The following is a 20,471-nucleotide window of genomic DNA, read 5'->3' as shown; positions in this document are numbered from 1 at the left end:
CACGCAGACGTGATCGGGATGAGCGCCGTCGGGCGCTCGCGGCGTTGACAGCGGTCCGTGACTGATTCAACCCGCGATATCGGGGCCTTCTGAACGGTATCGCGCATGCGAAATCTGCGGTGGCTGGCCGCCCTTCCCTTCCTCGGCATCCTGGTCGGCCCGTTCTTCCTGAACCGGGTCGAGCCCTTCGTGTTCGGATTGCCGCTGCTCCTCGCCTGGCTGGTGTTCTGCGTGATCGGAACCTCGGTCGTGATGGGGGTGATCTACCTGACCGACCCTCAGAACCGCGCGCCGGAGGATCCCCGATGAGCATCGCGCTCGTCATCGTGGCGGCCGGCTTCGCGCTGGCGATCGGGCTCGGCCTCTACGCGCGGCTGGGCCGCGAGATGGGGCTGGAGCAGTGGACTGTCGGCGGCCGCGGCTTCGGCACCGCCCTGGTCTTCCTGCTGATGGCCGGGGAGATCTACACGACTTTCACGTTCCTCGGCGGCTCCGGCATCGCCTACGGCAAGGGCGGCCCCGCCTACTACATCCTCTGCTACCTGACGCTCGCCTACGTCACCTCGTACTGGCTGCTGCCCCCGGTCTGGCGCTACGCCAAGCAGCACAACCTCTACACGCAGCCCGACTTCTTCGCGCGCAAGTACGGCAGCCGCGCGCTCGGCATGCTGGTGGCGCTCGTGGGGATCGTCGCCCTCGTCCCCTACCTCGTGCTGCAGTTCAAGGGCCTCGGGATCATCGTCTCGACGGCGTCCTACGGCGCGATCTCGTCGACGACCGCGGTCTGGATCGGCGCGGCCGCGCTCACCGCCTACGTCGTGGTGTCGGGCGTGCACGGCTCCGCCTGGACGGCCGTGATCAAGGACACCAGCATCCTGTTCGTGGTGGTGTTCCTCGGGATCTACCTGCCGGTCCACTATTACGGCGGCTACGAGGGCCTGTTCACGGCGATCGAGGCGGCGAAGCCCGGGTTCCTGGCCCTGCCCGACCGCGGCCAGAGCCCGACCTGGTTCACCACCACGGTCCTGCTCACAGCGCTCGGCGGCTACATGTGGCCCCACACCTTCGCGTCGCTCTACACGGCGCGGGAGCCCGGTGCCTTCCGCCGCAACGCCGTGATCCTGCCGATCTACCAGCTGATCAACCTGTTCGTGTTCGTGATCGGCTTCACCGCCGTGATGCAGGTGCCGGGCCTGACGGGGCCCGACGTCGACCTCTCGCTGTTCAAGCTCGCCCTCGCGACCTTCCCGCCCTGGGTCATCGGGCTGATCGGCGCCACGGGGGTGCTGACCGCCCTCGTCCCGGGCTCCATGATCCTGATCGCGGGCGTGACCCTGGTGGCCAACAACCTCGTCCGGCCGCTGCGCCCCGGCATGGACGATGCCGCGACCGCGCGGCTGTGCAAGATCCTCGTGCCGGTGCTGGCGCTGGCCTGCGTCGGCTTCACCCTGTCGGGCGGCGACACGATCGTGCAGCTCCTGCTCATGGGCTACAACTTCGTGACGCAGCTCTTCCCCTGCTTCATCACCAGCCTGATGCGCCGCAATCCCCTCGACCGCCGCGCCGCCATCGCCGGGATCGTCGCGGGCGTGGCCACCGTGGCGGCGACCGTCCTCTCCGGGTTCAGCCTGGCGAAGCTGCCGGTCCTGGGACCGCTCCAGGACGTGAATGTCGGCATCGTGGCGCTGGTGGTGAACGTCGTCGTGACGGTCGCCGTGGCGCAGATGGTGCGCGCGGGCACGGCCGCCGCGCAGGCCGCGGAGTGACGCCGCTCAGCCCTGCCCGCGGCGCGCGGTGAGCCAGGACGCCAGCAGCACCGCGACGCTCACCAGCCCGACGAGGAGGGTCGAGGCCGCGTTGATCTCCGGATTCACGCCGAGGCGGACCTGGCTGTAGAGCCGCATCGGCAGGGTGGTGGAGCCCGGGCCGGAGACGAAGCTCGCGATCACCAGGTCGTCGAGCGACAGGGTGAAGGCGAGGAGCGCGCCGGCCGCGAGGGCGGGCGCGAGCAGCGGCAGCGTCACGGTCATCAGCACGCGCGCCGGCGCCGCCCCGAGATCGGCCGCGGCCTCCTCGAGGGACCGGTCGAGGCCGCGCAGGCGCGCGCCGACCACCACCGCCACGAAGCCGGTGCAGAAGGTCGTGTGCGCGATGACGATCGTCAGGAGGCCGCGGTCCAGCCCGATCCCGATGAACATGAGCAGGAGCGACAGCCCGATCATCACCTCCGGCATCACGATCGGCCCGAAGACGAGACCCGTGAACAGGGCGCGACCGCGGAAGCGGCCCTGCCGCTCCAGGGCGAGCGCGGCCAGCGTCCCCAGGATCGTGGCGAGCAGGCTCGCGAGGAAAGCGACCTTCAGGGAGACCCAGGCGGCCGACAGGAGCGGCGCGTCGGCGAGCAGGGCGCCGTACCAGCGGGTCGAGAACCCGCCCCAGACCGCCACCATCGGCGAGGCGTTGAACGAGTACACGATCAGCACCGCGATCGGCCCGTAGAGGAAGCCCAGGCCGGCCACCAGGGCGGTGCGGGTCACCCAGCTCACGGCGCCTCGCCCTCGCCCGCGCGCAGGCTGTCCCGGAACAGCACCACCGGTCCGATGACGATGGCGAGGATCAGCACGGCGACCGCCGCGGCCAGCGGCCAGTCGCGGTTCGAGAAGAACTCGCTCCAGAGCACCCGGCCGAGCATCAGCGTCTCCGACCCGCCGAGCAGGTCGGGGATCACGAACTCGCCGACCATCGGGATGAAGCAGAGCCCCGCGCCGGCCGCGATCCCCGGCAGGCTGAGCGGCACGGTCACGGTCCAGAACACCCGGCTCGGCGAGGCGCCGAGATCCGCCGCGGCCTCGCGCAGGGTCGGATCGAGGCGGTTCATCACCGCGTAGAGCGGCAGCACCATGAAGGGCAGGTAGGCGTAGACGAGCCCGACGATCACCGCCGCGTCGGTATTGAGGATCGTCAGCGGCGCGTCGATCAGGCCGAGCCGGCGCAGGGCGAGGTTGAGCAGGCCCTCGGGCTTCAGGATCGCGATCCAGGCGTAGATCCGGATCAGGAAGCTCGTCCAGAACGGCACGATCACCAGCGCGACGAGGAGCGGCTGCCAGCGGGACGGCGCCCGCGCCAGGGCGTAGGCGAGCGGCGTCCCGAGGGCGACGAGGATCAGGCTGGCGACGCTCGCGTAGGTCAGGGAGCCCAGGGCGGCGTCGCGGTAGAGGGGGTCGGCGGCGAGCGTGCGGTAATTGTCGAAGTTCAGGGCCTCGAGGAAGGCCGACCAGCCGTCGAGCCCGCCGCGCCAGTCGAGCAGCGGCAGGTAAGGCGGGATCGCCGTCGCCGGCTCCGAGAGGCTGATCTTCAGGGTGATGACGAAGGGCAACAGGAAGAACGCCGCCAGCCACAGGAAGGGCGGCAGGCGCGCCAGACGGTCGAACATCCGGCCGCGCTTGCGGGCGCGCGCGGACCCGGCCACCGTTCGCCCGGTCGCGCGGTCGGCCTCCGCTCCGGCGGCCCTCATGCCGGCAGGATCACGGCGACGTCGGCGGGGAAGCTGGCCCGTGCGTCCGAGCCCAGCGCCGCGGCGGCCTCCGCGGGCCGCCCGCTCGCCCGCAGCGTGGCGCCGTCGGGCAGGCGCAGCGTCCGGCGCACCCGGTCGCCCAGGAACACGGCGTCGGCGACGACCACCGGCAGCCCTTCCGCGCCCAGCACCACGTCCTCGGGCCGCACCGCCACCACGACCGCGGCCCCTTCCGCGAGCGCGGCCTCCGCGACGCCCCGCACGGGGCCGTGCGCGGTCTCGACCGTGCGGATCGCCTCGGGGCCCGCAGGCCCTATGCGACCGTGGATGAGGTTCACGTCGCCGAGCAGGCCGGCGACGAAGCGGCTCACCGGGCGCCGGTAGAGATCGGCCGGCGGCCCGACCTGGATCAGGCGGCCCGCCTCCATGACGCCGATCCGGTCGGCGAGCATCATCGCCTCCTCGGGATCGTGCGTGACGACGACGAAGGCGGTGCCGAGGCGGCGCTGGACCGCGCGCAGCTCGCCCTGGGTTTCTTCGCGCAGGCCGCGGTCGAGCGCGCCGAGCGGCTCGTCGAGCAGCAGCAGCTTCGGCTCCCGGGCGAGCGCCCGGGCCAGGGCGACCCGCTGCCGCTGGCCGCCCGAGAGCGTCTCCGGGCGACGGTCGCCGAACCCGTCCAGGCGCACGAGCTTGAGCAGTTCCGACACGCGCTCCGCCGAGGCGGAGCGGCCGAGGCCCTTCAGCCCGTAGCCGATATTGCCGGCCACGCTCATGTGCGGGAACAGGGCGTAGGACTGGAACATCATGTTGACCGGCCGCCGATGGGGCGGCAGCGCGGTCAGGTCCTGCGCGCCCAGCAGGATCCGTCCCGAGGTCGGGCTCTCGAAGCCCGCGATCATGCGCAGGAGTGTGCTCTTGCCGCATCCGGACGGGCCGAGCAGGCAGAAGAACTCCCCCGCCTCGAGGTCGAGGGACACGGCGTCGACGGCCCGATGCGTGCCGAAGCGCTTGGTCAGCTCCTCCAGCCGCAGGCGCGGCGCAGGCCCCTCGGACAACGGATCAGGAATCCTCGCGCAGCGCCTCGGCCACGCGCGCTTCCAGGAGGTCCGGCCGGCGCAGGACCAGGGCGCCGCGGGTGCGGTCGACCAGTCCCTCCGCCGCCATCGCGGTGAACTCCCGGGTCACCTGCTCGCGGCGGCAGCCGATCCGCGCGGCGAGGACGTGGTGGTAGGGCGGCGGCGAGACCACCCGCTCGCCCGCCGTGCCGGCCCGGGGCACGGAGAGGCGGAGCAGCTCGGCGTAGAGCCGGTGCTTCAGGTCGAGCAGGGCGTGTTCCATGAGCCGCGTGTTCAGCTCGCGCACGCGCTTGGCCAGGAGCCGGAACAGCCGGTCGGCGATCGCCTCGGAGGCGAACACGATCTGCCGGAAGACCGGCGCCGGCACCACGCAGACCTCGCCGCGGGTCAGCGCCGTGACGTTGGCCGAGCGGCCGATCCCGTCGATGGCCGCGAGCTCGCCGAAGAAGGCCCCGCCCCGCATCTCGCCCAGGATGACTTCCTTGCCGGACTGGGTCCGGTTCAGGATGCGGACCTCGCCGGAGGCGATGAAGTACACGTCGGTGGAGATATCGTCGAAGTCGACGAGGACCTCGTTCTCGTCGAAGCGGCGCCAGTGGCAGCGGGGCTCGTAGGGGCTGAGCTCGATGCCGGGATCCTTGAAGAAAGGTATTGTCCCCAACCGCGCCATCGATCGTGTTCCCTCAACTCCGGCCTCCGTCCCTGCCCTGACGGGGGCCGGCCAGCAGATCTGGGGACGGGAGCAGCCCGCACAGTGAAGCCGCGCCCCGCCGGGGCGGTGCTGGATCGATCGGGCGCCGCAATCGTGACGGTCGCGGGCGGGGCGGTCAAGCCGCGTCCCGATGAACAGGAGTTTATTAGCGTGGATCAGGTATCAGGGCTAAATTCCTGGCCCGCCGAGGCGGGCAGTATCGATGCATCAAGACGTACCTTTCCCGCGCTCGACATCCTCCACCGGTCCCCGCCAGCAGGCGACACTCGCGCGCCCCTTCGAGCGTTCGGGCCGCAGCCTCCATTCCGGGCGGCACGCCACGGTCCGCGTCAGCCCCGCCCCGGCCGGCCACGGCATCGTCTTCCGCCGCCACCTGAGGGACGGACGGGCGGTCGACGTGCCCGCCCACTGGCACTACCGGGAATCGCAGCCGCTCTCCTCGGCGCTGCGACGCGACGGCGTCCTCGTGCGCACGATCGAGCACCTAATGGCCTCGCTCAGCGCGCTGCGGATCGACAACGTGCTGGCCGAGATCGACGCCGACGAGTTGCCGATCTTCGACGGGAGCGCGACGCCCTGGTGTGAGGCGATACGGATCGCCGGCCGGCGCGAGCAGAGCCTGCCCTGCCGGGTGATCCGCCTGCTGCGCACGGTGGCGGTCGAGAACGGGCGGCGCCGCCTCGAGATCGAGCCGGGCCCGGGTCTGCACATCACCGGCCACGTCGCGCTGGCGCATTTCGGATCGATCGACTGGTCGGGCGCGATCACGCCGGAATCCTTCGAGCGGGAGATCGCGCCGGCGCGCAGCTTCGGGCGCTACGCGCGGGCCATGGCGGGCCGCGCCTACGGCTACCTGATGCGGAACGACTTCCTGCAGGGCGTCTCGCCCCGCTCGGCAGCGCTGCTGGTGCGCGGGCACGTGCTGGGCGGGATGCGCGTCCCCGGCGAGCCGGTTCGCCACCGCATCCTCGACCTCGTCGGCGACCTCGCGCTGGCGGGCCACCCGGTCGAGGGTCGGATCTCGGCGTTCCACACAGGGCACGAGCTGAACCACGCCCTCGTCACCGCCCTGATGCGGGACGGCAAGGCCTGGGAACTCGTCTGAGGGTCGGGTTCAGGCGGAGGCGCGGCGGGGCGTCTCGCAGGCGACCGCGACCGCTCCGAAGGCGCGGACGAGGTCGGCATCGAGCTTCGCCCTCATCGATTCGAGGATGGCGTAGGCCTCGCGCGGGGCCTTCGGCGCCTTGTAGGGGCGCGACTCGATCAGCGCGGCGAAGATGTCGGCGATGGTGATCAGGCGGACGAGGTCGGGGATCTGCTGCCCGCGCAGCCCGTCCGGATAGCCCGACCCGTCGAGATACTCGTGGTGCGAGCGGACCACCGACAGGGTCAGCGCGTCGTAGTCGCCCGTCAGCAGCATCTCGTGTCCGAGCGCCGGGTGGCGAGCCATCTCGGCGCGCTCCGTCGGCGTCAGCGGCGCGGGCTTGTTCAGGATCGCGAGGGGGATCTTGGCCTTCCCGATGTCGTGGAGCAGCGCGCCTTTGACGAGGTAGCGGGAATCCGCCTCGTTGAGCCCCAGGACGCGGGCGAACTCGGCCGCGATCCCGGCCACGCTCAGGCAGTGGCGGTGCGTGACGTCGTCGAAGCTCGCCACGACCCTGAGCCATTCGCGCACCTTGGCCTCGCGGATCGCCTGGTTGACCAAGTCGGCGCCGTTCTCGACCAGAGCGGCCGGGGGCGCCTGATCGGCGCGGAACAGCCTGACGAAGGCCGAGCGGGCCTCGTTCACCTGCTCCTGCCAGTTGCCGGTCTGCGGCGGGGCCTTGGCGGTGCCGATCAGGGTCGCGACCGCGTTCAGCAGCATGGCGCTGACCGCGGCGGCCGGCATCGCGCGGGTCGCGCCGAGGGCGGTGGCCTGGATCTCGCCGCGGCCGAGGTTGCCGTGGATCAGGGCCAGGAACGGGATGCCGGGCCCGCGCGCGGTGGACAGCGCCTGGCGCAGCCGGCGCACGGATTCGGAGGTCAGCGCGCTGACGTCGCTGATGATCAGCCCCGCCCCCCGCGGCGGGATGGCGTCGCCGTAGAGGTCGTGCAGCACAACGGGCGTGACGCCGCCGAGATTGCGCGCGAGCCTCTCGGCGCGCTCGACATCGTCGGTCAGGATCAGGGTCTGGCCCAAGATTCCCCCCTGTGGCTCGCCCCCGCGCGGGCGCTTTTCCGGCTCACGCGACGACGGTCTAGAGCCGATGAACGCACTATCAACGTCTATTTGCGCAGCACTCGCCACAGGTTACACGGCATTCCGTTAAAAATCCGACAGCCGAAGCTGATGTTTGAAGCTTAAAATAGGCGTCGCGTTGTGTCGGGGGGCGACACGGGGATGCCGGCCTGCCCGCGCGACGGCGGCGCTTGCCTCGCGGCGTCCGGACCGCCAGAACGCCGGCATGCTGCGCGTCAACGACCTCACCTACCGCATCGGCGACCGTCTGATTCTCGATTCCGCGAGCTTCACGATCCCGGAAGGCGCCCGCGTCGGGCTGGTCGGGCGCAACGGGGCCGGCAAGACCACCCTGTTCAAGGCCATTCTCGGCGACCTCCCGGTCGACGCGAAGTCGGTGGCGCTGCCCAAGGGCATGCGGATCGGCGCCGTCGCCCAGGAGGCGCCGGCAGGACCGGAGACGCTGCACGCGGTCGTGCTCGCCGCCGACACGGAGCGCGCCCGCCTGATGGCGGAGGCCGAGCACGCGGACGGTCTGCGCCGGGCCGAGATCGAGACGCGGCTCGTGGATATCGGCGCCCACTCGGCGCCGGCCCGGGCCGCCGCGATCCTGCACGGGCTGGGCTTCGACGCGGCGGCCCAGGCGCGGCCCTGCGCGGACTTCTCCGGCGGCTGGCGGATGCGCGTGGCGCTCGCCGCCGTCCTGTTCTCGGAGCCGGACCTGCTGCTCCTCGACGAGCCGACCAACTACCTCGACATCGAGGGCACGCTCTGGCTGTACGATTACCTGGAACGCTACCCGCGCACCGCGATCATCATCAGCCACGACCGCGACCTGCTCGACACCAGCGTCGACCACATCCTGCACCTCGACCGCGGCAAGCTGGCGATCTACCGCGGCGGCTACACCAGCTTCGCCAAGCAGCTCTCGGAGAAGCGCGTTCTCCAGGCCAAGGCGAAGGCCAAGCAGGATGCCGAGCGCGCGCACCTGCAGAGCTTCATCGACCGCTTCAAGGCCAAGGCCACCAAGGCGCGGCAGGCCCAGTCGCGGATGAAGCGGCTCGCCAAGATGGAGCCGATCGCCGCGCTCCTCGAGGACGACGTGCCGGTGATCCACCTGCCGAGCCCGGAGAAGCCGCTGTCGCCGCCGATCGTCGCCATGGAGCGCGTCAAGGCCGGCTACGGGGACCGGATCGTCCTGACCGGCCTCGACCTCAGCCTCGCGCCGGACGACCGGGTCGCGCTGCTGGGCGCCAACGGCAACGGCAAGTCGACCTTCTGCAAGCTGATCGGCGGCCGGCTCGGGCCGGTCGCCGGCGAGGTGAAGCGCTCCTCCAAGATGGAGGTCGCCTACTTCGCCCAGCACCAGCTCGACGAGCTGCGCCCCGCCGAGAGCGCCTACGCGCATGTCCGGACCCTGATGCCGGATGTCCCCGAGGCGAAGGTCCGCAGCGCGACGGCGCGGCTCGGATTCGGCGCCAACAAGGCCGACACGCCGGTCGAGAAGCTGTCGGGCGGCGAGAAGGCGCGCCTGCTCATGGGGCTCGCCGCCTTCCACGGCCCGCACCTCCTGATCCTCGACGAGCCGACCAACCATCTCGACATCGAGAGCCGGCAGGCCCTCGTGGAGGCGATCAACGACTACGAGGGCGCCGTCATCCTCGTCTCACACGACCGGTTCCTGGTCGAGGCCTGCGCCGACCGGCTCTGGCTGGTCGCGGACGGCACGGTGAAGACCTTCGACGGCGACATGGACGATTACCGGCGCTTCGTCCTGTCGGGGCCCGAGCGCGAGGTCGAGCGCGACTCGGAGCCCTCCGGCGGGCAGAAGGCCGAGGCGCGCCGCGCCGGCGTCGAGCGCCGCGCGGCCCTCGCGCCCCTGCGCAAGCGGCTGGAGGCGATCGAGGCGCGGATGGCCAAGCTGACCGCGGCGATCCAGAAGATCGACGCCGCCCTGGAGGACGGGTCCGCGTTCCGGGAGAACGCCGCCAAGGCCGGCGAGATCGCCAAGATGCGGTCGGACGCCGCGACCGCGCTCGCCGCCGCCGAGGAGGAGTGGCTGACGGTCAGCGCGGAGATCGAGGCGGCCTGACGGGGCCGCCTCACACCGAGCCTTCGATCGCCCGCTCCAGGATGTCGACCCCGAGGTCGATCTCCGCGTCCGTGGCCGTGAGCGGCGGGGCGATGCGGAAGACGCCGCCCATGCCGGGCAGCTGCACGATGTTCATGCTCAAGCCGAGTTCGAGGCAGCGCCGCGTGATTGCGTCGCCGAGTTCTGGGGCCGGCACCTTCGTGTCCCGGTCGGCCACGATCTCCACGCCCTGCAGGAGGCCGCGCCCGCGCACGTCGCCGATGCAGGCGAAGCGCTGCTGAAGCGCCCGCAGCCGCGCCGCGAGCCGCGCGCCGGCCGCCTCGGCCCGGCCGACCAGGCCGTCGCGCCGGACGATCTCCAGCACCTTGAGGCCGACCGCGGCGGGAAGCGGGTCGGAGACGTGCGTGGTGTAGAACAGGAAGCCGCGGGCGTGGCAGAGATCCTCGATCTCCGGCGTGGTCAGGACCGCCGCGAGGGGCAGGCCGGCGCCCAGGGTCTTCGACAGGGTGAGGATGTCGGGCACCACCCCGTCGCGCTCGCAGGCGAACATCAGGCCGGTGCGGCCGATGCCCGTCTGGGCCTCGTCGAGGATCAGCAGCATGCCCCGCTCGGTGCACTTGCGCTTCAGCGCCGCGAGGTAGCCGGGCGGGAGTTCGAGGATGCCGCCGGAGCTGAGGATCGGCTCCGCCAGGAAGGCGGCGAGGTTGCCGGTCGACTGCCGGTCCACCAGCGCGAAGGCGTAGTCGAGCTCGGTCTGCCAGTCGGCGGCCCCGTCCCGCGCGAAGGTCGGGCGGTAGGCGTTCGGGGCGGGAATCGCGAAGGATCCGACCGGGGCCGGGCCGTAGCCCTTGCGGCCGGCGCTGTAGGTGGCCGAAGCGGCCCCCGCCGTCATGCCGTGCCACGACTGCGCGAAGCTGACGATCTCCCAGCCGCCTGTGGCGAGCTTGGCCATGCGCAGGGCGGCCTCGTTGGCCTCGGCGCCGGTGGTCAGGAGAAGCGCGCGCTCCAGCCCGCCGGGGGCGAGGCCGGCCAGCGCGGTCGCGAGGTCGACCACCGGCCGGCTCAGCATGCCGCTGAACAGGTGGTCCAGGCGCCCGACGTGGTCGGCGACGACGGCGGCGATCTCGGGATGCCCGTGACCCAGGATCGCGCTCATCTGGCCGGAGGTGAAGTCGAGGATCTTCCGGCCGTCCGCGTCGTAGACGAAGCTGCCCTCCGCCCGCTCGATGATGACCGGCGCGAAGGCGCCGCCGTAGCGCACGAGGTGCCGGCGCGCGCGCGTCCAGAAGTCGGGGTCGTCGTTCCGCGTCGTCATCGATCCGGGTCCCGTGGCAGGCCCCGCCATGCTAGGACCGCCCGCAACCCCAGAGAAGCTTATAGTTCTGAACCGAGGGTTCAGCGATCCTGATGGCCCAGAGCCTCGACATCGACCTCCTGCGCAGCTTCGCCACGGTGGCGGAGACGGGCGCGCTGAGCCGGGCCGCGGAGCGGGTCGGGCGCAGCCAGGCCGCCCTCAGCATGCAGATGAAGCGACTGGAGGATCTGGTCGCGCAGCCGCTGCTGCGCCGGACCGGGCGCGGGGTGGTGCTCACGGTGCAGGGCGAGCGGCTCCTCGTCCACGCGCGCCGGATCCTGGCCTCGCACGACGACGCGGTGGCGGAACTGTCCGGCGGCCGCCTCAACGGCACGCTCAGGTTCGGCTGCCCGGACGATTACGCGCAGGCCTTCCTCCCCACTCTGCTGCGCGGCTTCGCGCACCTGCATCCCGACGTGGCGATCGAGGTGGTCTGCGGCGCGACACCCCGTCTGGAGGACCGTCTCGCCCGCGGCGGGCTCGATCTGGCCCTCGTCTCGGTCCCGCTGGCGGCCGGGCGGGAGATCCTGCGGCGCGAGGACCTCGTCTGGGTGGCGCCGCGCGGCGCCGAAGCGCCGTGGCCCGACCCGTTGCCGCTCGCGCTCGGCGACCCCGACACGCTGGACCACCGGGCGGCGCGGGCCGCCCTCGACGCGGGCGGGCGCGCGTACCGGATCGCTTACGCGAGCGGCAGCCTGTCCGGGCTCCTGGCGGTGGCGCGCTCCGCCCAGGCGGTCGCGGTGCTCACCCGCGCCGCGGTCCCGCCCGACCTGCGTATCCTGAGCCGCGGCAGCGGCCTGCCCGCGCTGCCGCGGATCGGCCTGACGATCCGCCTGGACGAGGCGCACGCCGCGCCGCTGACCCGCGCCTTCGCCGCCCACCTGCGCGCGGTGCTGCCGACGCTCTGATCGGGCGGTCCCGCCGGGCTCCCGTTCGTCCGGGCGGAATAGCCCTGGTCCGGTCGCGATCGCGGCCGCCCCGAGCCGGTCGGGCCTGTCGCTAGCCCTCCTCGGACGGCTTCCGCCAGACGACGACGATCTCGTCGTTGTCGACGTTGATCCAGTTGATGTGGGTGCGCGGGTGGGCTTGGCGGATCGTCTCGAAATGCGCGCTGTTGCAGAGCAGGTAGATGTCGCTCCCCGTGTCGTCCAAACCGGCCTCCGCCTCGCGCAGGACGGAGCGGAGGCTCGGACCCGGCAATTGCACGGCCCGGAACCGCCGGCCGGGCACGTCCGGAAAGGCCAGGCTCCAGGCCGCCGTGACCCGCGGGCTGTCGTACGCCACGACCGTGTCGGCGCCGACGAGCCGGGACGGGCTGTGATCCAACCGGACATCCTCGCTCCAGTTGCGATTGGCGGCGCCGATCGTCTTCGTCGTCTCCGGCGACACGACCGGGGTCGTCGCCGTGGCCGTCGCCATCGCGGCGGCAGCGACCTGCGTGCCCCGCCGGTCGGTCACGTCGAGCGCGGCGTCGATCACCTGGATGCGGTTCTCGACGAGCGCGAAGACGGCCCCGGCCGCCTCCGGCGTGAGCGTGTAGATCGACCGCGGATCCGGCGCCGCGACGGGATTCACGTCGCGCGCCGGGGTGAGCGCGGTCGCCTCGCCGGGCGGCGCCTTCTGTGCGGCCGCCGCGATCGCGGCCATCGGAGGTACGTAATCCATCGCGCAGTCTCCAGCTTTCGACCCGATGCGGAACCCGGCCTCCGACCCGCGCAGCGCCGTCGCCCGCGCATCGACCGGTTGCCGACGGTCGTGCGGGCGTGGATCGACGACCGTCGCGGCGATGCGGAGGAGTGCCACCGCGGGCATGCCGCGGCTGCGCCGTCCGAGCGGCTCGGACCGTGGCCGGTTGTCCAGGCAGGTCGGTCGGAAGCGCCCCGCGCCCGTCGGAGCGGCCGCTGACGCGGAGTCACGGCGAGAGAGGGGATCCACCTCGGTCATCGGGGGCCTGCCGGTCCTCATGACCGCGAGCGCCCAGTCCGCGAGCTTCATGCTTCGTTGAATAGGATTTGTATCCACCGACTTGACTCTGTCAACGGCACGCAAGTTGAATCGTCTCCGCGACAGACTTTCATGGCCCGTATATCTGAGCGACATGGTAGGAATTCGGCGGTCCGCTGTACGCGTTGCTTCCGCTCTTTTCAGAGATGGTGGGCGGTGCTCCGAATAATCGGAGATCCCCGAGCGCGTGCTTTCAAGCCTGGGCGATCCACAGGCGGCGCGCGTCGCCGTGTGCTGCGGTTCCGCCGCGCGGGTCGCGCAGTCCGTCCGACGGTCGGCACCGCGAGGGGGCTCCTCCCGATGGGCGCGATCGGCGGTCCCGGCCCGCGGGATCCGCACGGGTGCGGTGTTTGCCCGCGGCCCGCGGACATGCGAGAGAGGCCGGATGTTGACCGTCGATAGCCTCTGGCGCGCGCGGCACCGGCTCGCGCAGTTCGGGAAGAAGCGGACCGGATCGCCGCGCATCCTCGTGATCGGGGTCTGCCAGGCCGGATCCATCGCCAAGACGATGCGCTACCTGCTGCCGCACGCGCAGGTGGATTTCGTCTCGGCGTTCACGGCGTCCCGCCGGTTCCCGCGGCTCGCCGACCTGATGGCGCACGCGGACGGCTACGACCACGTCTTCACCAGCATCTACCTGCCCAAGTTCAAGGGCGGCGGCACGATCGACACGTTGCGGACGCACCCGAAGGTCCGGCTGATCCCGACCATCGTGTTCAGCGCCTACCATCCCGACCTCGTCCACGTTGGCGTTCAGGATCACATCACGCTCAACGGCCTGATCTCGGGTCCGATGGGGCACTCGCACTCGGCGATCACGCTGTTCGCCTACCTGTCGGGCTTCTCGCAGGCGCAGGCGCTTCGGCTGTTCTCCGAGCCGGTCTTCGAGCGCCTCGGATACTTCAATCTCTGGGACGAGTCGGTCGCGTACCTGCGCGGCCTCGGCGTCCAGGCCGGGTACGATCTCGACACGCACCTCACGCGCTGGGCGCGTCGGGGCTGCTTCATGCACTCGATCAACCACACGAAGCTCTACGTGGTGGCCGACCTCGCCCGCGGCCTGCTGACCCGGGCCGGCGTGCCCTTCGAGGAATGCGACCTCGACGCGTTCCTCCCGGACGATCTCGGCGGCCAGGGCAGCTGGCCGGTCTATCCGGAGATCGCCCAGCATTACGGCGTGCCCGGCAGCGCCCTGTTCTTCAAGGCGGAGACGCGCCGGTCCGGCCCCGCGCGCACGATGAGCCGGCCCGAATTCGTCGCCGCCTCCTACGCGAACTACGACCGGCGCGAGCGGAAGCTCCTGATCTCGCAGCGCGTCCAGGGCTGGCTCAACGACGCGCCGACGGTGGATTTCCTGCGCGAGGCCGCGGGCCGGGGCGACGCGCCGGCGCGGCCGGCGAGCCGGGCCCCGGCGGTTAATGCCGGCAGCCTCGCCGGCCACGCCTCGTAGCGTCCGGAAGGGCACTTCCCCGCGGGCCCGGCGTTGTCGGCCACGGCCCGCCGCCGCGGGAAGGACGTCGAGGTGTTCCGATGAGTTCCGTGTCCCGCCATCGCACCGGTCGCGCCGCGACCGCGGCGGCCCTGACGCTCGCCGGATCGGCGGCGGCGCTGGTCGGATGGAGCGCGCTGGCCGTGGACCGGCGGATGACCCTGCCGCCTGCCCTGCCGGGCCGCCACGAGCGGATCCGAACCCGCCGCGCCGGCGCGCTGTCGCTCTACGGCTCCGCTGAGGCCGAGGGCGTGCCGCTCCTGCTGATCCACTCGATCAACGCGGCGGCCAACGCCTACGAGGTCCGGCCGCTGTACCTGCGCTACCGCGGCACGCGCCCGGTCTACGCCCTGGAACTCCCGGGTTTCGGCTTCTCGGAGCGCTCGCGCCGCCGCTACACGCCGCGCTTGATGGTGGAGGCGATCCACGCAGCGGTCGACGAGATCCGGAGCCGGCACGGCGGCTGGGCGATCGACGCCCTCGCCCTGTCGCTCTCGTGCTCGTTCCTGGCGCGGGCGAGCCTGGAGCGGTCCGACGCCTATCGCAGCCTCGCGCTGGTGAGCCCGACGGGGTTCGACGCCCGGCTCTCCGGGGAGGGTCCGCCGGACGGCCATCGCGGCCGCGACTGGCTGCTCCGCGTCCTCGACCGCCCTCCGCTCGGCCGGCCGCTCTTCGACGCGCTGGTCACGCGGCCGAGCATGCGGTTCTTCCTGGAGAAGACCTTCGGCTCCTTCGAGATCGACGAGGGTCTGCTCGCCTACGATCACGCCTCGGCTCACCAGCCCGGCGCCGAGCACGCCCCGTTCTGCTTCATCGCGGGCCACCTGTTCCCCACCGACGCGACCCGCCTCTACGAGCGCCTGCGCCTCCCGGTCTGGATGGTGCACGGGGAGCGCGGCGACTTCGTCGACTACCGGCTGGTGCCGCGGGTCGCCGACCGGCCGAACTGGCGCGTCGACACCCTGCCGACCGGCGCGTTTCCGCATTTCGAGCGGCCGGATGCGGTGGCGGCCGGCTACGACGCGTTCCTGGCGAGCATCATCCGCCTGCCGGCCGCGCGACCGGCGTGATCCGTTAGCGGGCCCGCGGGACACCGGCGCGCAGGCGCTCGCAGGCTGGCGGGTCGAGCTTGCGACGGCTGCCCATCGTGTCCGCCTCCTCGCCGGCGAAGTCGAACACCGCCGGCGTCCCGCTCAGGCCGTCGACGGCGGGCACGAGGAGCAGGCTCAGCTCGTCGATGAGGCCGGCCCTGAGCATGGAGCCGTTGATGTGGCCGCCGCCCTCGACGAGGAGGCGCTCGATCCCGAACAGGGCGCGCAGCTTCGCCATCGCCAGGGGAAAGTCGACCGTCCGGTCGCCGGCGAACAGGTAGGACTGGCCACCGGCCCGCAGCGCGCGCAGGTGCGAGTCCGGCACGGATTCGGTGAGCACCACCACGACGTGGTCTCCCTCGATCGCGTCGCGCGCGCCCCAGTCCAGGCGCCCCCGTGCGTCGAGGGCCACGGCGTATCCCGGCGCGTCGCGGCGGGCGACGTGGTCCTCCCGCGGGACCGGCGCGCCGTCATCGGCGACCGGCTCCGACAGCGGATCGGCGCTGTCGGCGTAGCCCTGCATGGTGACGCGCCCGCACATCCAGGCATCGCCCTTCAGCTCGCCGTGGACGCGCTCGTAATGGCTGTCGGCGTCCAGCGTCTTCCAGCGCCGGACCTTGATCCGGCCGTCGACCGACGACGTCATGTGACAGATTACGTAGGGGCGTTCGGCCGCTGCCATGGACGATCCTCGCTCGGTCCGCCGGGGCCTCCCGCGCGGGCCAGGGCGAAACTAGGCGGCGCGCCGGCCGGGCCCAGCGGAGCGAAAGCCGCAGCGCCTGCGCGTCGGTGGACCCGGCACGCCCCGGTCCGTAAGGATGAGGACGCCGCCCGGAGCGGCGTCCGTGTTGGAATCCGATGATCGACCTGACCCTCGAGGCCGCCCGCACCATCGTCGACACCGCCCTGCGGGAGGCGCGAACCCGCAACCTCAAGCCCCTCGCCGTCGTCGTCTACGATGCCCGCGGCGCGCTCAAGGCGGTCTCGGTCGAGGACGGCACGTCCCTGCGCCGGGCCGAGATCGCGAGCGGCAAGGCCAACGGTGCCCTGGCGCTGGGCCTCGGCTCCCGGGCGATCCACGCGCGGGCCGAGCAGCAGCCCTACTTCGTCGCCGCCGTGACGCACCTCGCCGGGCCCGACGCCCTCGTGCCGGTGCCGGGCGGCGTGCTGATCCGCTCCGGCGAGGGACGCCTTCTCGGCGCGGTCGGCATCTCCGGGGACACCTCCGACAACGACGAGATCTGCGCGGTGGCGGGGATCGAGGCGGCCGGCCTGAAGCCGGATACCGGCGCCTGACCGTGCGCCCGCGCCGGCGCGACTGGCTGGCCGGCGCGTTCGCCCTCGCGGCCGTGCGGCCCGCCCGCGCGGCCGACGCGCTCTACCGCCGCGGCAACGACGCCGATCCCGAGACGCTGGACCCGCACCGCTCGTCCACGGTCGCGGAGGCGCACATCCTGCGCGACCTCTGCGACGGGCTGCTCACCTACGACAACCGGGGCACGATCATCCCGGGCGCGGCGCGCGCCTGGTCGATCTCCGAGGACGGGGTGAGCCTGAATTTCGACCTGCGCCCCGACGGCCGCTGGTCGAACGGCGAGCCGGTCACAGCGAACGACTTCGTCTACGCGTTCCGCCGAATGCTCGACCCGGCCACGGCGGCGAAATACGCCGAGATCCTGTTCCCGATCCGCAACGCCGCCGCCGTGAACCGCGGCGAGACGCCGGCCGACGCCCTCGGCGTCGCCGCCGAGGCGCCGCTCCGGCTCGCGATCACGCTGGAACAGCCGACGCCCTACATCCTGGAACTCCTGACCCACCAGACCGCGCTTCCGGTCCACCGCGCCTCGGTCGAGCGCTACGGCGACAGCTTCACCCGGCCGGGAAACCTCGTGACCAACGGACCTTACCGGCTCGCCGACCGCGTGCCGGGCGGCGCGATCACGCTGGAGGCCAACCCGCACCATCCGGACGCCGCGAGCCTCGCGATCCGGCGCGTCGCCTTCCTGCCGACGCCCGACATCGCCGCCGCGGTGCGCCGCTACGCCGCCGGGGAGATCGACTCCCTCTCCGACCTGCCCGTCGACCAGATCACCGACCTGCGCCGCCGCTTCGGGCCGCAGGTGGTGCTCGGCCCCTCGCTGGGGCTCGCGGCGCTGGTGGTGAACACCCGCAAGGCGCCGTTCTCGGACCGCCGCGTCCGCCGGGCGCTGTCGCTCGTCATCGACCGCGAGTACCTCGCCGACGGCCTCAACGGCGGCACCATGAGCCCGGCCTACTCCCTGTGCCCGCCCGGCCTCGACAATTACCGCACGCCCCCCGAGACCGAGGGCCGCCTCGGCCTGCCGATCGACCACGAGGCGGAGGCGCGCCGCCTGCTCGCGGAGGCGGGGTTCGGCCCGGACCGACCGCTCACCGTGGAGTACCGGTTCAATATCAGCGACAACAACCGCACCATCGCGGTGGCGCTCGGCGAGATGTGGCGCGACCTCGGAATTGTGACGCGCTACGTCTACACGGACGCGAAGACGCATTTCGCCTACCTGCGCGACGGCGGCGACTTCGACGTCGCCCGCTACAGCTGGATCGCCGACTATTCCGATCCGCAGAACTTCCTGTTCCTGCTCCAGAGCGGGAATGACGGCATGAATGCCGGCCACTGGTCGGACGTCGCCTACGACGCCCTGATGGCGCGGGCCGCCACCGAGCGCGACCTCACCCGCCGGGCCGGCCTGCTCTACGACGCCGAGGCGATCGCCCTGCGCGAGCTGCCGTGGATCCCGCTGATGCATTACCGCTCCAAGGCGCTGATCGCGCCGCGGTTGCACGGCTACCACCCGAACCTGCGCAACGCCGCGCCGACCCGCTTCATGAGGCTCGACGCGTGATCGGCTTCATCCTGCGCCGCCTCCTCCAGGCGGTGCCGACGCTGCTCGCCGTGGTGACCGTCAGCTTCTTCCTGATGCGGCTCGCCCCGGGCGGCCCCTTCGACCTGGAGCGGCCGCTGGCGCCCGCCGCCATGGAGAACCTGCGCCGGGTCTACGGCCTCGACCGGCCGCTGATCGCGCAGTTCGGCAGCTACCTCGCGGCGCTGGCGCGGGGCGACCTCGGGCCCTCCTTCTCGTTCCGCGACCAGAGCGTCCTCGGACTGATCGCCCGGGGCCTGCCGGTCTCCGCGACGCTGGGCGCCCTCGCCCTCGCCCTCGCCACCGCGCTCGGCGTCGGGCTCGGGATCGTGGCGGCACTCCGGCGCGGCGGGTTCGTCGACCGGCTCCTCGGCGTCGGGGCCGCCCTGACCCTCTCGCTGCCGAGCTTCGTCGTCGCGCCCCTGCTGCAGATCGCATTCGGCCTGACCCTGCGCTGGCTGCCGCTCGGCGGCTGGAACGACGGCGCCCCGAGCCACCTCGTCCTGCCGGTGGCGACGCTGGCCCTGCCGCAGGTCGGTGCCCTGGCCCGCCTGACCCGGACCTCGCTGGCCGAGGCCCTGCGGACGCAGCCGGTCCGCACCATGCGCAGCCTCGGCCTGCCGCCGGCCCGCGTCACCCGGCACGCCCTGCGGGGGGCGCTGCTGCCGGTGGTCGCCTATCTCGGACCGCTGGCGGCGGCCCTGCTCACCGGCTCGGTGGTGGTGGAGACGATCTTCGGGCTTCCGGGGATCGGGAGGTACTTCGTCGAGGGCGCGCTCAACCGCGACTACACGCTGGTGATGGGCACGGTCCTGCTCGTCGCCGGGCTGGTGATCCTGCTCAACCTCGCCGCCGACCTCGCCTGCGCGTGGCTCGACCCGCGCCTCCGGGTGGCGGCGTGACGGCGGTTTCCACGGCGCCGGCCCGGCGCGCCGCCCTCCGGTTCGCGCGGGAGCGGACCGCCGTGGCGGCGCTCGCCGTGCTCGTCCTGATCGCCCTCGCCTGCCTGATCGGCCCAGGCCTCACCGGTCACGACCCCGAGCGCGCCTATCCGGACCTGCGCCAGCTCCCGGCCGGCCTCACCGCGCAGCCCGACGCCGCGCGTCTCCAGCCGGCGCTCGAGCGTCTGGCCTTCCGCATGCGCGCGCGGCTCGACGCGGTCGAGCGCGACGGCGACACGTTGCGGCTCACCCTCGGCTCCGACGCCGGCGTCGACCGGCGTAGCCTCGTCTACCTTCCGCGCTCGGCTCTGTTCGGGACCCCGACCGTCGCGGAAGAGCGGGACGGCGGCCGCGGGCTCGTCGTGGCGGTGCCGGTCCGACGCCTGCACTTCCCCCTCGGCACCGACATCCAGGGTCGCGACCTGCTGACCCGCTGCCTCGTCGCCGGCCGGATCTCGCTGGCGATCGGGCTCGCGGCCAGCCTCGTCGCCCTGCTCATCGGCGTCGCTTACGGGGCGACTGCGGGCTTCATCGGGGGCGCCGTCGACGCCGTGATGATGCGCGCCGTCGACGCGCTCTACGCCCTCCCCTTCGTGTTCTTCGTGATCCTGCTGCTGGTCTTCTTCCGCCCGAGCCTGCTGCTCATGCTGGTGGCGATCGCCGCGGTGGAGTGGCTCGACATGGCCCGGGTGGTGCGCGCCGTGACCCTGTCGCTGCGCGAGCGCGACTTCGTCCGCGCCGCGCGGGCACTCGGCCTCGGGACACCCCGGATCATCCTCCGGCACATCGTGCCGAACACCCTTGGCCCGGTGGCCGTGACCGCGACGCTGCTGGTGCCGCAGGTGATCCTGCTGGAGAGCTTCCTGTCGTTCCTCGGGCTCGGCGTGCAGGAGCCGCAGACCAGCTGGGGCGTCCTCATCGCCGAGGGCGCCCGCTCCATCGAGGCGGCGCCGCACCTGCTCGCGGCCTCGGCCGCGTTCCTGATCGCGACCCTGGTGGCACTCAACCTGATCGGCGACGGCCTCGCGGACGCGCTGGACCCCCGCCGGGACTGAGTCCGGGTCCGGCAAGCTCCGC

General features: G+C 72.4%; 19 protein-coding genes. 11 read left to right on the top strand and 8 right to left on the bottom strand.

Translation table 11 applies throughout. The features are described from left to right. Nucleotides 1–105: 105 nt before the first annotated feature. On the top strand, nucleotides 106–309 hold the full coding sequence (locus ACLBX8_RS06525; RefSeq protein ID WP_042673517.1) for a DUF3311 domain-containing protein: 204 nt from the start codon (nucleotides 106–108) through the stop codon (nucleotides 307–309). Next, the gene (locus ACLBX8_RS06520; protein ID WP_447714785.1) at nucleotides 306–1,766 is read left to right on the top strand and encodes a sodium:solute symporter family protein; all 1,461 of its coding nucleotides are present in this window, start codon (nucleotides 306–308) and stop codon (nucleotides 1,764–1,766) included. The genes ACLBX8_RS06525 and ACLBX8_RS06520 overlap by 4 nt, the downstream gene beginning before the upstream one ends. 6 nt (nucleotides 1,767–1,772) lie before the next feature. Here the strand turns inward: ACLBX8_RS06520 and ACLBX8_RS06515 are convergent, their stop codons facing one another. From ACLBX8_RS06515 to ACLBX8_RS06500, 4 genes are all read right to left on the bottom strand, one after another. After that, nucleotides 1,773–2,546 (bottom strand): ABC transporter permease subunit, encoded by a 774-nt coding sequence (locus ACLBX8_RS06515; protein ID WP_447714784.1) that lies wholly within the window; start codon nucleotides 2,544–2,546, stop codon nucleotides 1,773–1,775. Continuing rightward, nucleotides 2,543–3,433: an ABC transporter permease gene (locus ACLBX8_RS06510; protein WP_447714979.1), complete on the bottom strand. Its 891-nt coding sequence runs from the start codon at nucleotides 3,431–3,433 to the stop codon at nucleotides 2,543–2,545. The genes ACLBX8_RS06515 and ACLBX8_RS06510 overlap by 4 nt, the downstream gene beginning before the upstream one ends. 77 nt (nucleotides 3,434–3,510) lie before the next feature. Further along, the gene (locus ACLBX8_RS06505; protein WP_447714783.1) at nucleotides 3,511–4,569 is read right to left on the bottom strand and encodes an ABC transporter ATP-binding protein; all 1,059 of its coding nucleotides are present in this window, start codon (nucleotides 4,567–4,569) and stop codon (nucleotides 3,511–3,513) included. A gap of 4 nt (nucleotides 4,570–4,573) precedes the next feature. Further along, entirely contained in the window at nucleotides 4,574–5,260 is a 687-nt protein-coding gene (locus ACLBX8_RS06500; protein WP_026604752.1) for a Crp/Fnr family transcriptional regulator, read from the bottom strand. A gap of 244 nt (nucleotides 5,261–5,504) precedes the next feature. On the opposite strand from ACLBX8_RS06500, the gene ACLBX8_RS06495 reads away from it, so the two are divergent. Next, a complete protein-coding gene (locus ACLBX8_RS06495) occupies nucleotides 5,505–6,407 on the top strand; it encodes a UDP-3-O-acyl N-acetylglycosamine deacetylase (protein ID WP_100251183.1) in 903 nt (300 codons plus the stop codon). A 9-nt stretch (nucleotides 6,408–6,416) separates the two neighbouring features. Here the strand turns inward: ACLBX8_RS06495 and ACLBX8_RS06490 are convergent, their stop codons facing one another. Beyond that, a complete protein-coding gene (locus tag ACLBX8_RS06490) occupies nucleotides 6,417–7,481 on the bottom strand; it encodes an HD-GYP domain-containing protein (protein ID WP_447714782.1) in 1,065 nt (354 codons plus the stop codon). Between the two features lie 265 nt (nucleotides 7,482–7,746). On the opposite strand from ACLBX8_RS06490, the gene ACLBX8_RS06485 reads away from it, so the two are divergent. Beyond that, nucleotides 7,747–9,612 (top strand): ABC-F family ATP-binding cassette domain-containing protein, encoded by a 1,866-nt coding sequence (locus tag ACLBX8_RS06485; RefSeq protein WP_091677043.1) that lies wholly within the window; start codon nucleotides 7,747–7,749, stop codon nucleotides 9,610–9,612. Nucleotides 9,613–9,622: 10 nt separating this feature from the next. On the opposite strand, the gene ACLBX8_RS06480 is transcribed toward ACLBX8_RS06485, so the two are convergent. Next, complete coding sequence (locus tag ACLBX8_RS06480; protein ID WP_234082422.1) at nucleotides 9,623–10,927, bottom strand: aspartate aminotransferase family protein; 1,305 nt, start codon at nucleotides 10,925–10,927, stop codon at nucleotides 9,623–9,625. 92 nt (nucleotides 10,928–11,019) lie between these two features. On the opposite strand from ACLBX8_RS06480, the gene ACLBX8_RS06475 reads away from it, so the two are divergent. Then, a complete protein-coding gene (locus ACLBX8_RS06475; RefSeq protein WP_447714781.1) occupies nucleotides 11,020–11,874 on the top strand; it encodes a LysR substrate-binding domain-containing protein in 855 nt (284 codons plus the stop codon). A 91-nt stretch (nucleotides 11,875–11,965) separates the two neighbouring features. Here the strand turns inward: ACLBX8_RS06475 and ACLBX8_RS06470 are convergent, their stop codons facing one another. Further along, on the bottom strand, nucleotides 11,966–12,631 hold the full coding sequence (locus tag ACLBX8_RS06470) for a hypothetical protein (protein ID WP_447714780.1): 666 nt from the start codon (nucleotides 12,629–12,631) through the stop codon (nucleotides 11,966–11,968). A gap of 724 nt (nucleotides 12,632–13,355) precedes the next feature. Between ACLBX8_RS06470 and ACLBX8_RS06465 the strand changes: the two genes are divergently transcribed. Further along, complete coding sequence (locus ACLBX8_RS06465) at nucleotides 13,356–14,420, top strand: WcbI family polysaccharide biosynthesis putative acetyltransferase (RefSeq protein ID WP_447714779.1); 1,065 nt, start codon at nucleotides 13,356–13,358, stop codon at nucleotides 14,418–14,420. 80 nt (nucleotides 14,421–14,500) lie between these two features. Then, nucleotides 14,501–15,529, top strand: a complete 1,029-nt coding sequence (locus tag ACLBX8_RS06460) for an alpha/beta fold hydrolase (protein ID WP_447714778.1) — start codon at nucleotides 14,501–14,503, stop codon at nucleotides 15,527–15,529. A 4-nt stretch (nucleotides 15,530–15,533) separates the two neighbouring features. On the opposite strand, the gene ACLBX8_RS06455 is transcribed toward ACLBX8_RS06460, so the two are convergent. Next, nucleotides 15,534–16,232: a dihydrofolate reductase family protein gene (locus tag ACLBX8_RS06455; RefSeq protein WP_447714777.1), complete on the bottom strand. Its 699-nt coding sequence runs from the start codon at nucleotides 16,230–16,232 to the stop codon at nucleotides 15,534–15,536. 176 nt (nucleotides 16,233–16,408) lie between these two features. Between ACLBX8_RS06455 and ACLBX8_RS06450 the strand changes: the two genes are divergently transcribed. The 4 genes from ACLBX8_RS06450 to ACLBX8_RS06435 are packed head-to-tail and all read left to right on the top strand — an operon-like array spanning nucleotide 16,409 to nucleotide 20,449. Next, nucleotides 16,409–16,846, top strand: a complete 438-nt coding sequence (locus tag ACLBX8_RS06450) for a GlcG/HbpS family heme-binding protein (protein WP_020091923.1) — start codon at nucleotides 16,409–16,411, stop codon at nucleotides 16,844–16,846. 2 nt (nucleotides 16,847–16,848) lie between these two features. Continuing rightward, complete coding sequence (locus tag ACLBX8_RS06445) at nucleotides 16,849–18,435, top strand: peptide ABC transporter substrate-binding protein (RefSeq protein WP_091677059.1); 1,587 nt, start codon at nucleotides 16,849–16,851, stop codon at nucleotides 18,433–18,435. Further along, nucleotides 18,432–19,355, top strand: coding sequence for an ABC transporter permease (locus tag ACLBX8_RS06440; protein ID WP_447714776.1), 924 nt, complete (start codon nucleotides 18,432–18,434; stop codon nucleotides 19,353–19,355). The genes ACLBX8_RS06445 and ACLBX8_RS06440 overlap by 4 nt, the downstream gene beginning before the upstream one ends. Further along, nucleotides 19,352–20,449: an ABC transporter permease gene (locus ACLBX8_RS06435; RefSeq protein ID WP_447714775.1), complete on the top strand. Its 1,098-nt coding sequence runs from the start codon at nucleotides 19,352–19,354 to the stop codon at nucleotides 20,447–20,449. Before ACLBX8_RS06440 ends, ACLBX8_RS06435 begins: the two co-directional genes overlap by 4 nt. Nucleotides 20,450–20,471 lie beyond the last annotated feature (22 nt).

Source organism: Methylobacterium sp. D48H (assembly GCF_053345715.1).
This window is presented reverse-complemented; position numbering and strand designations above follow the sequence as displayed.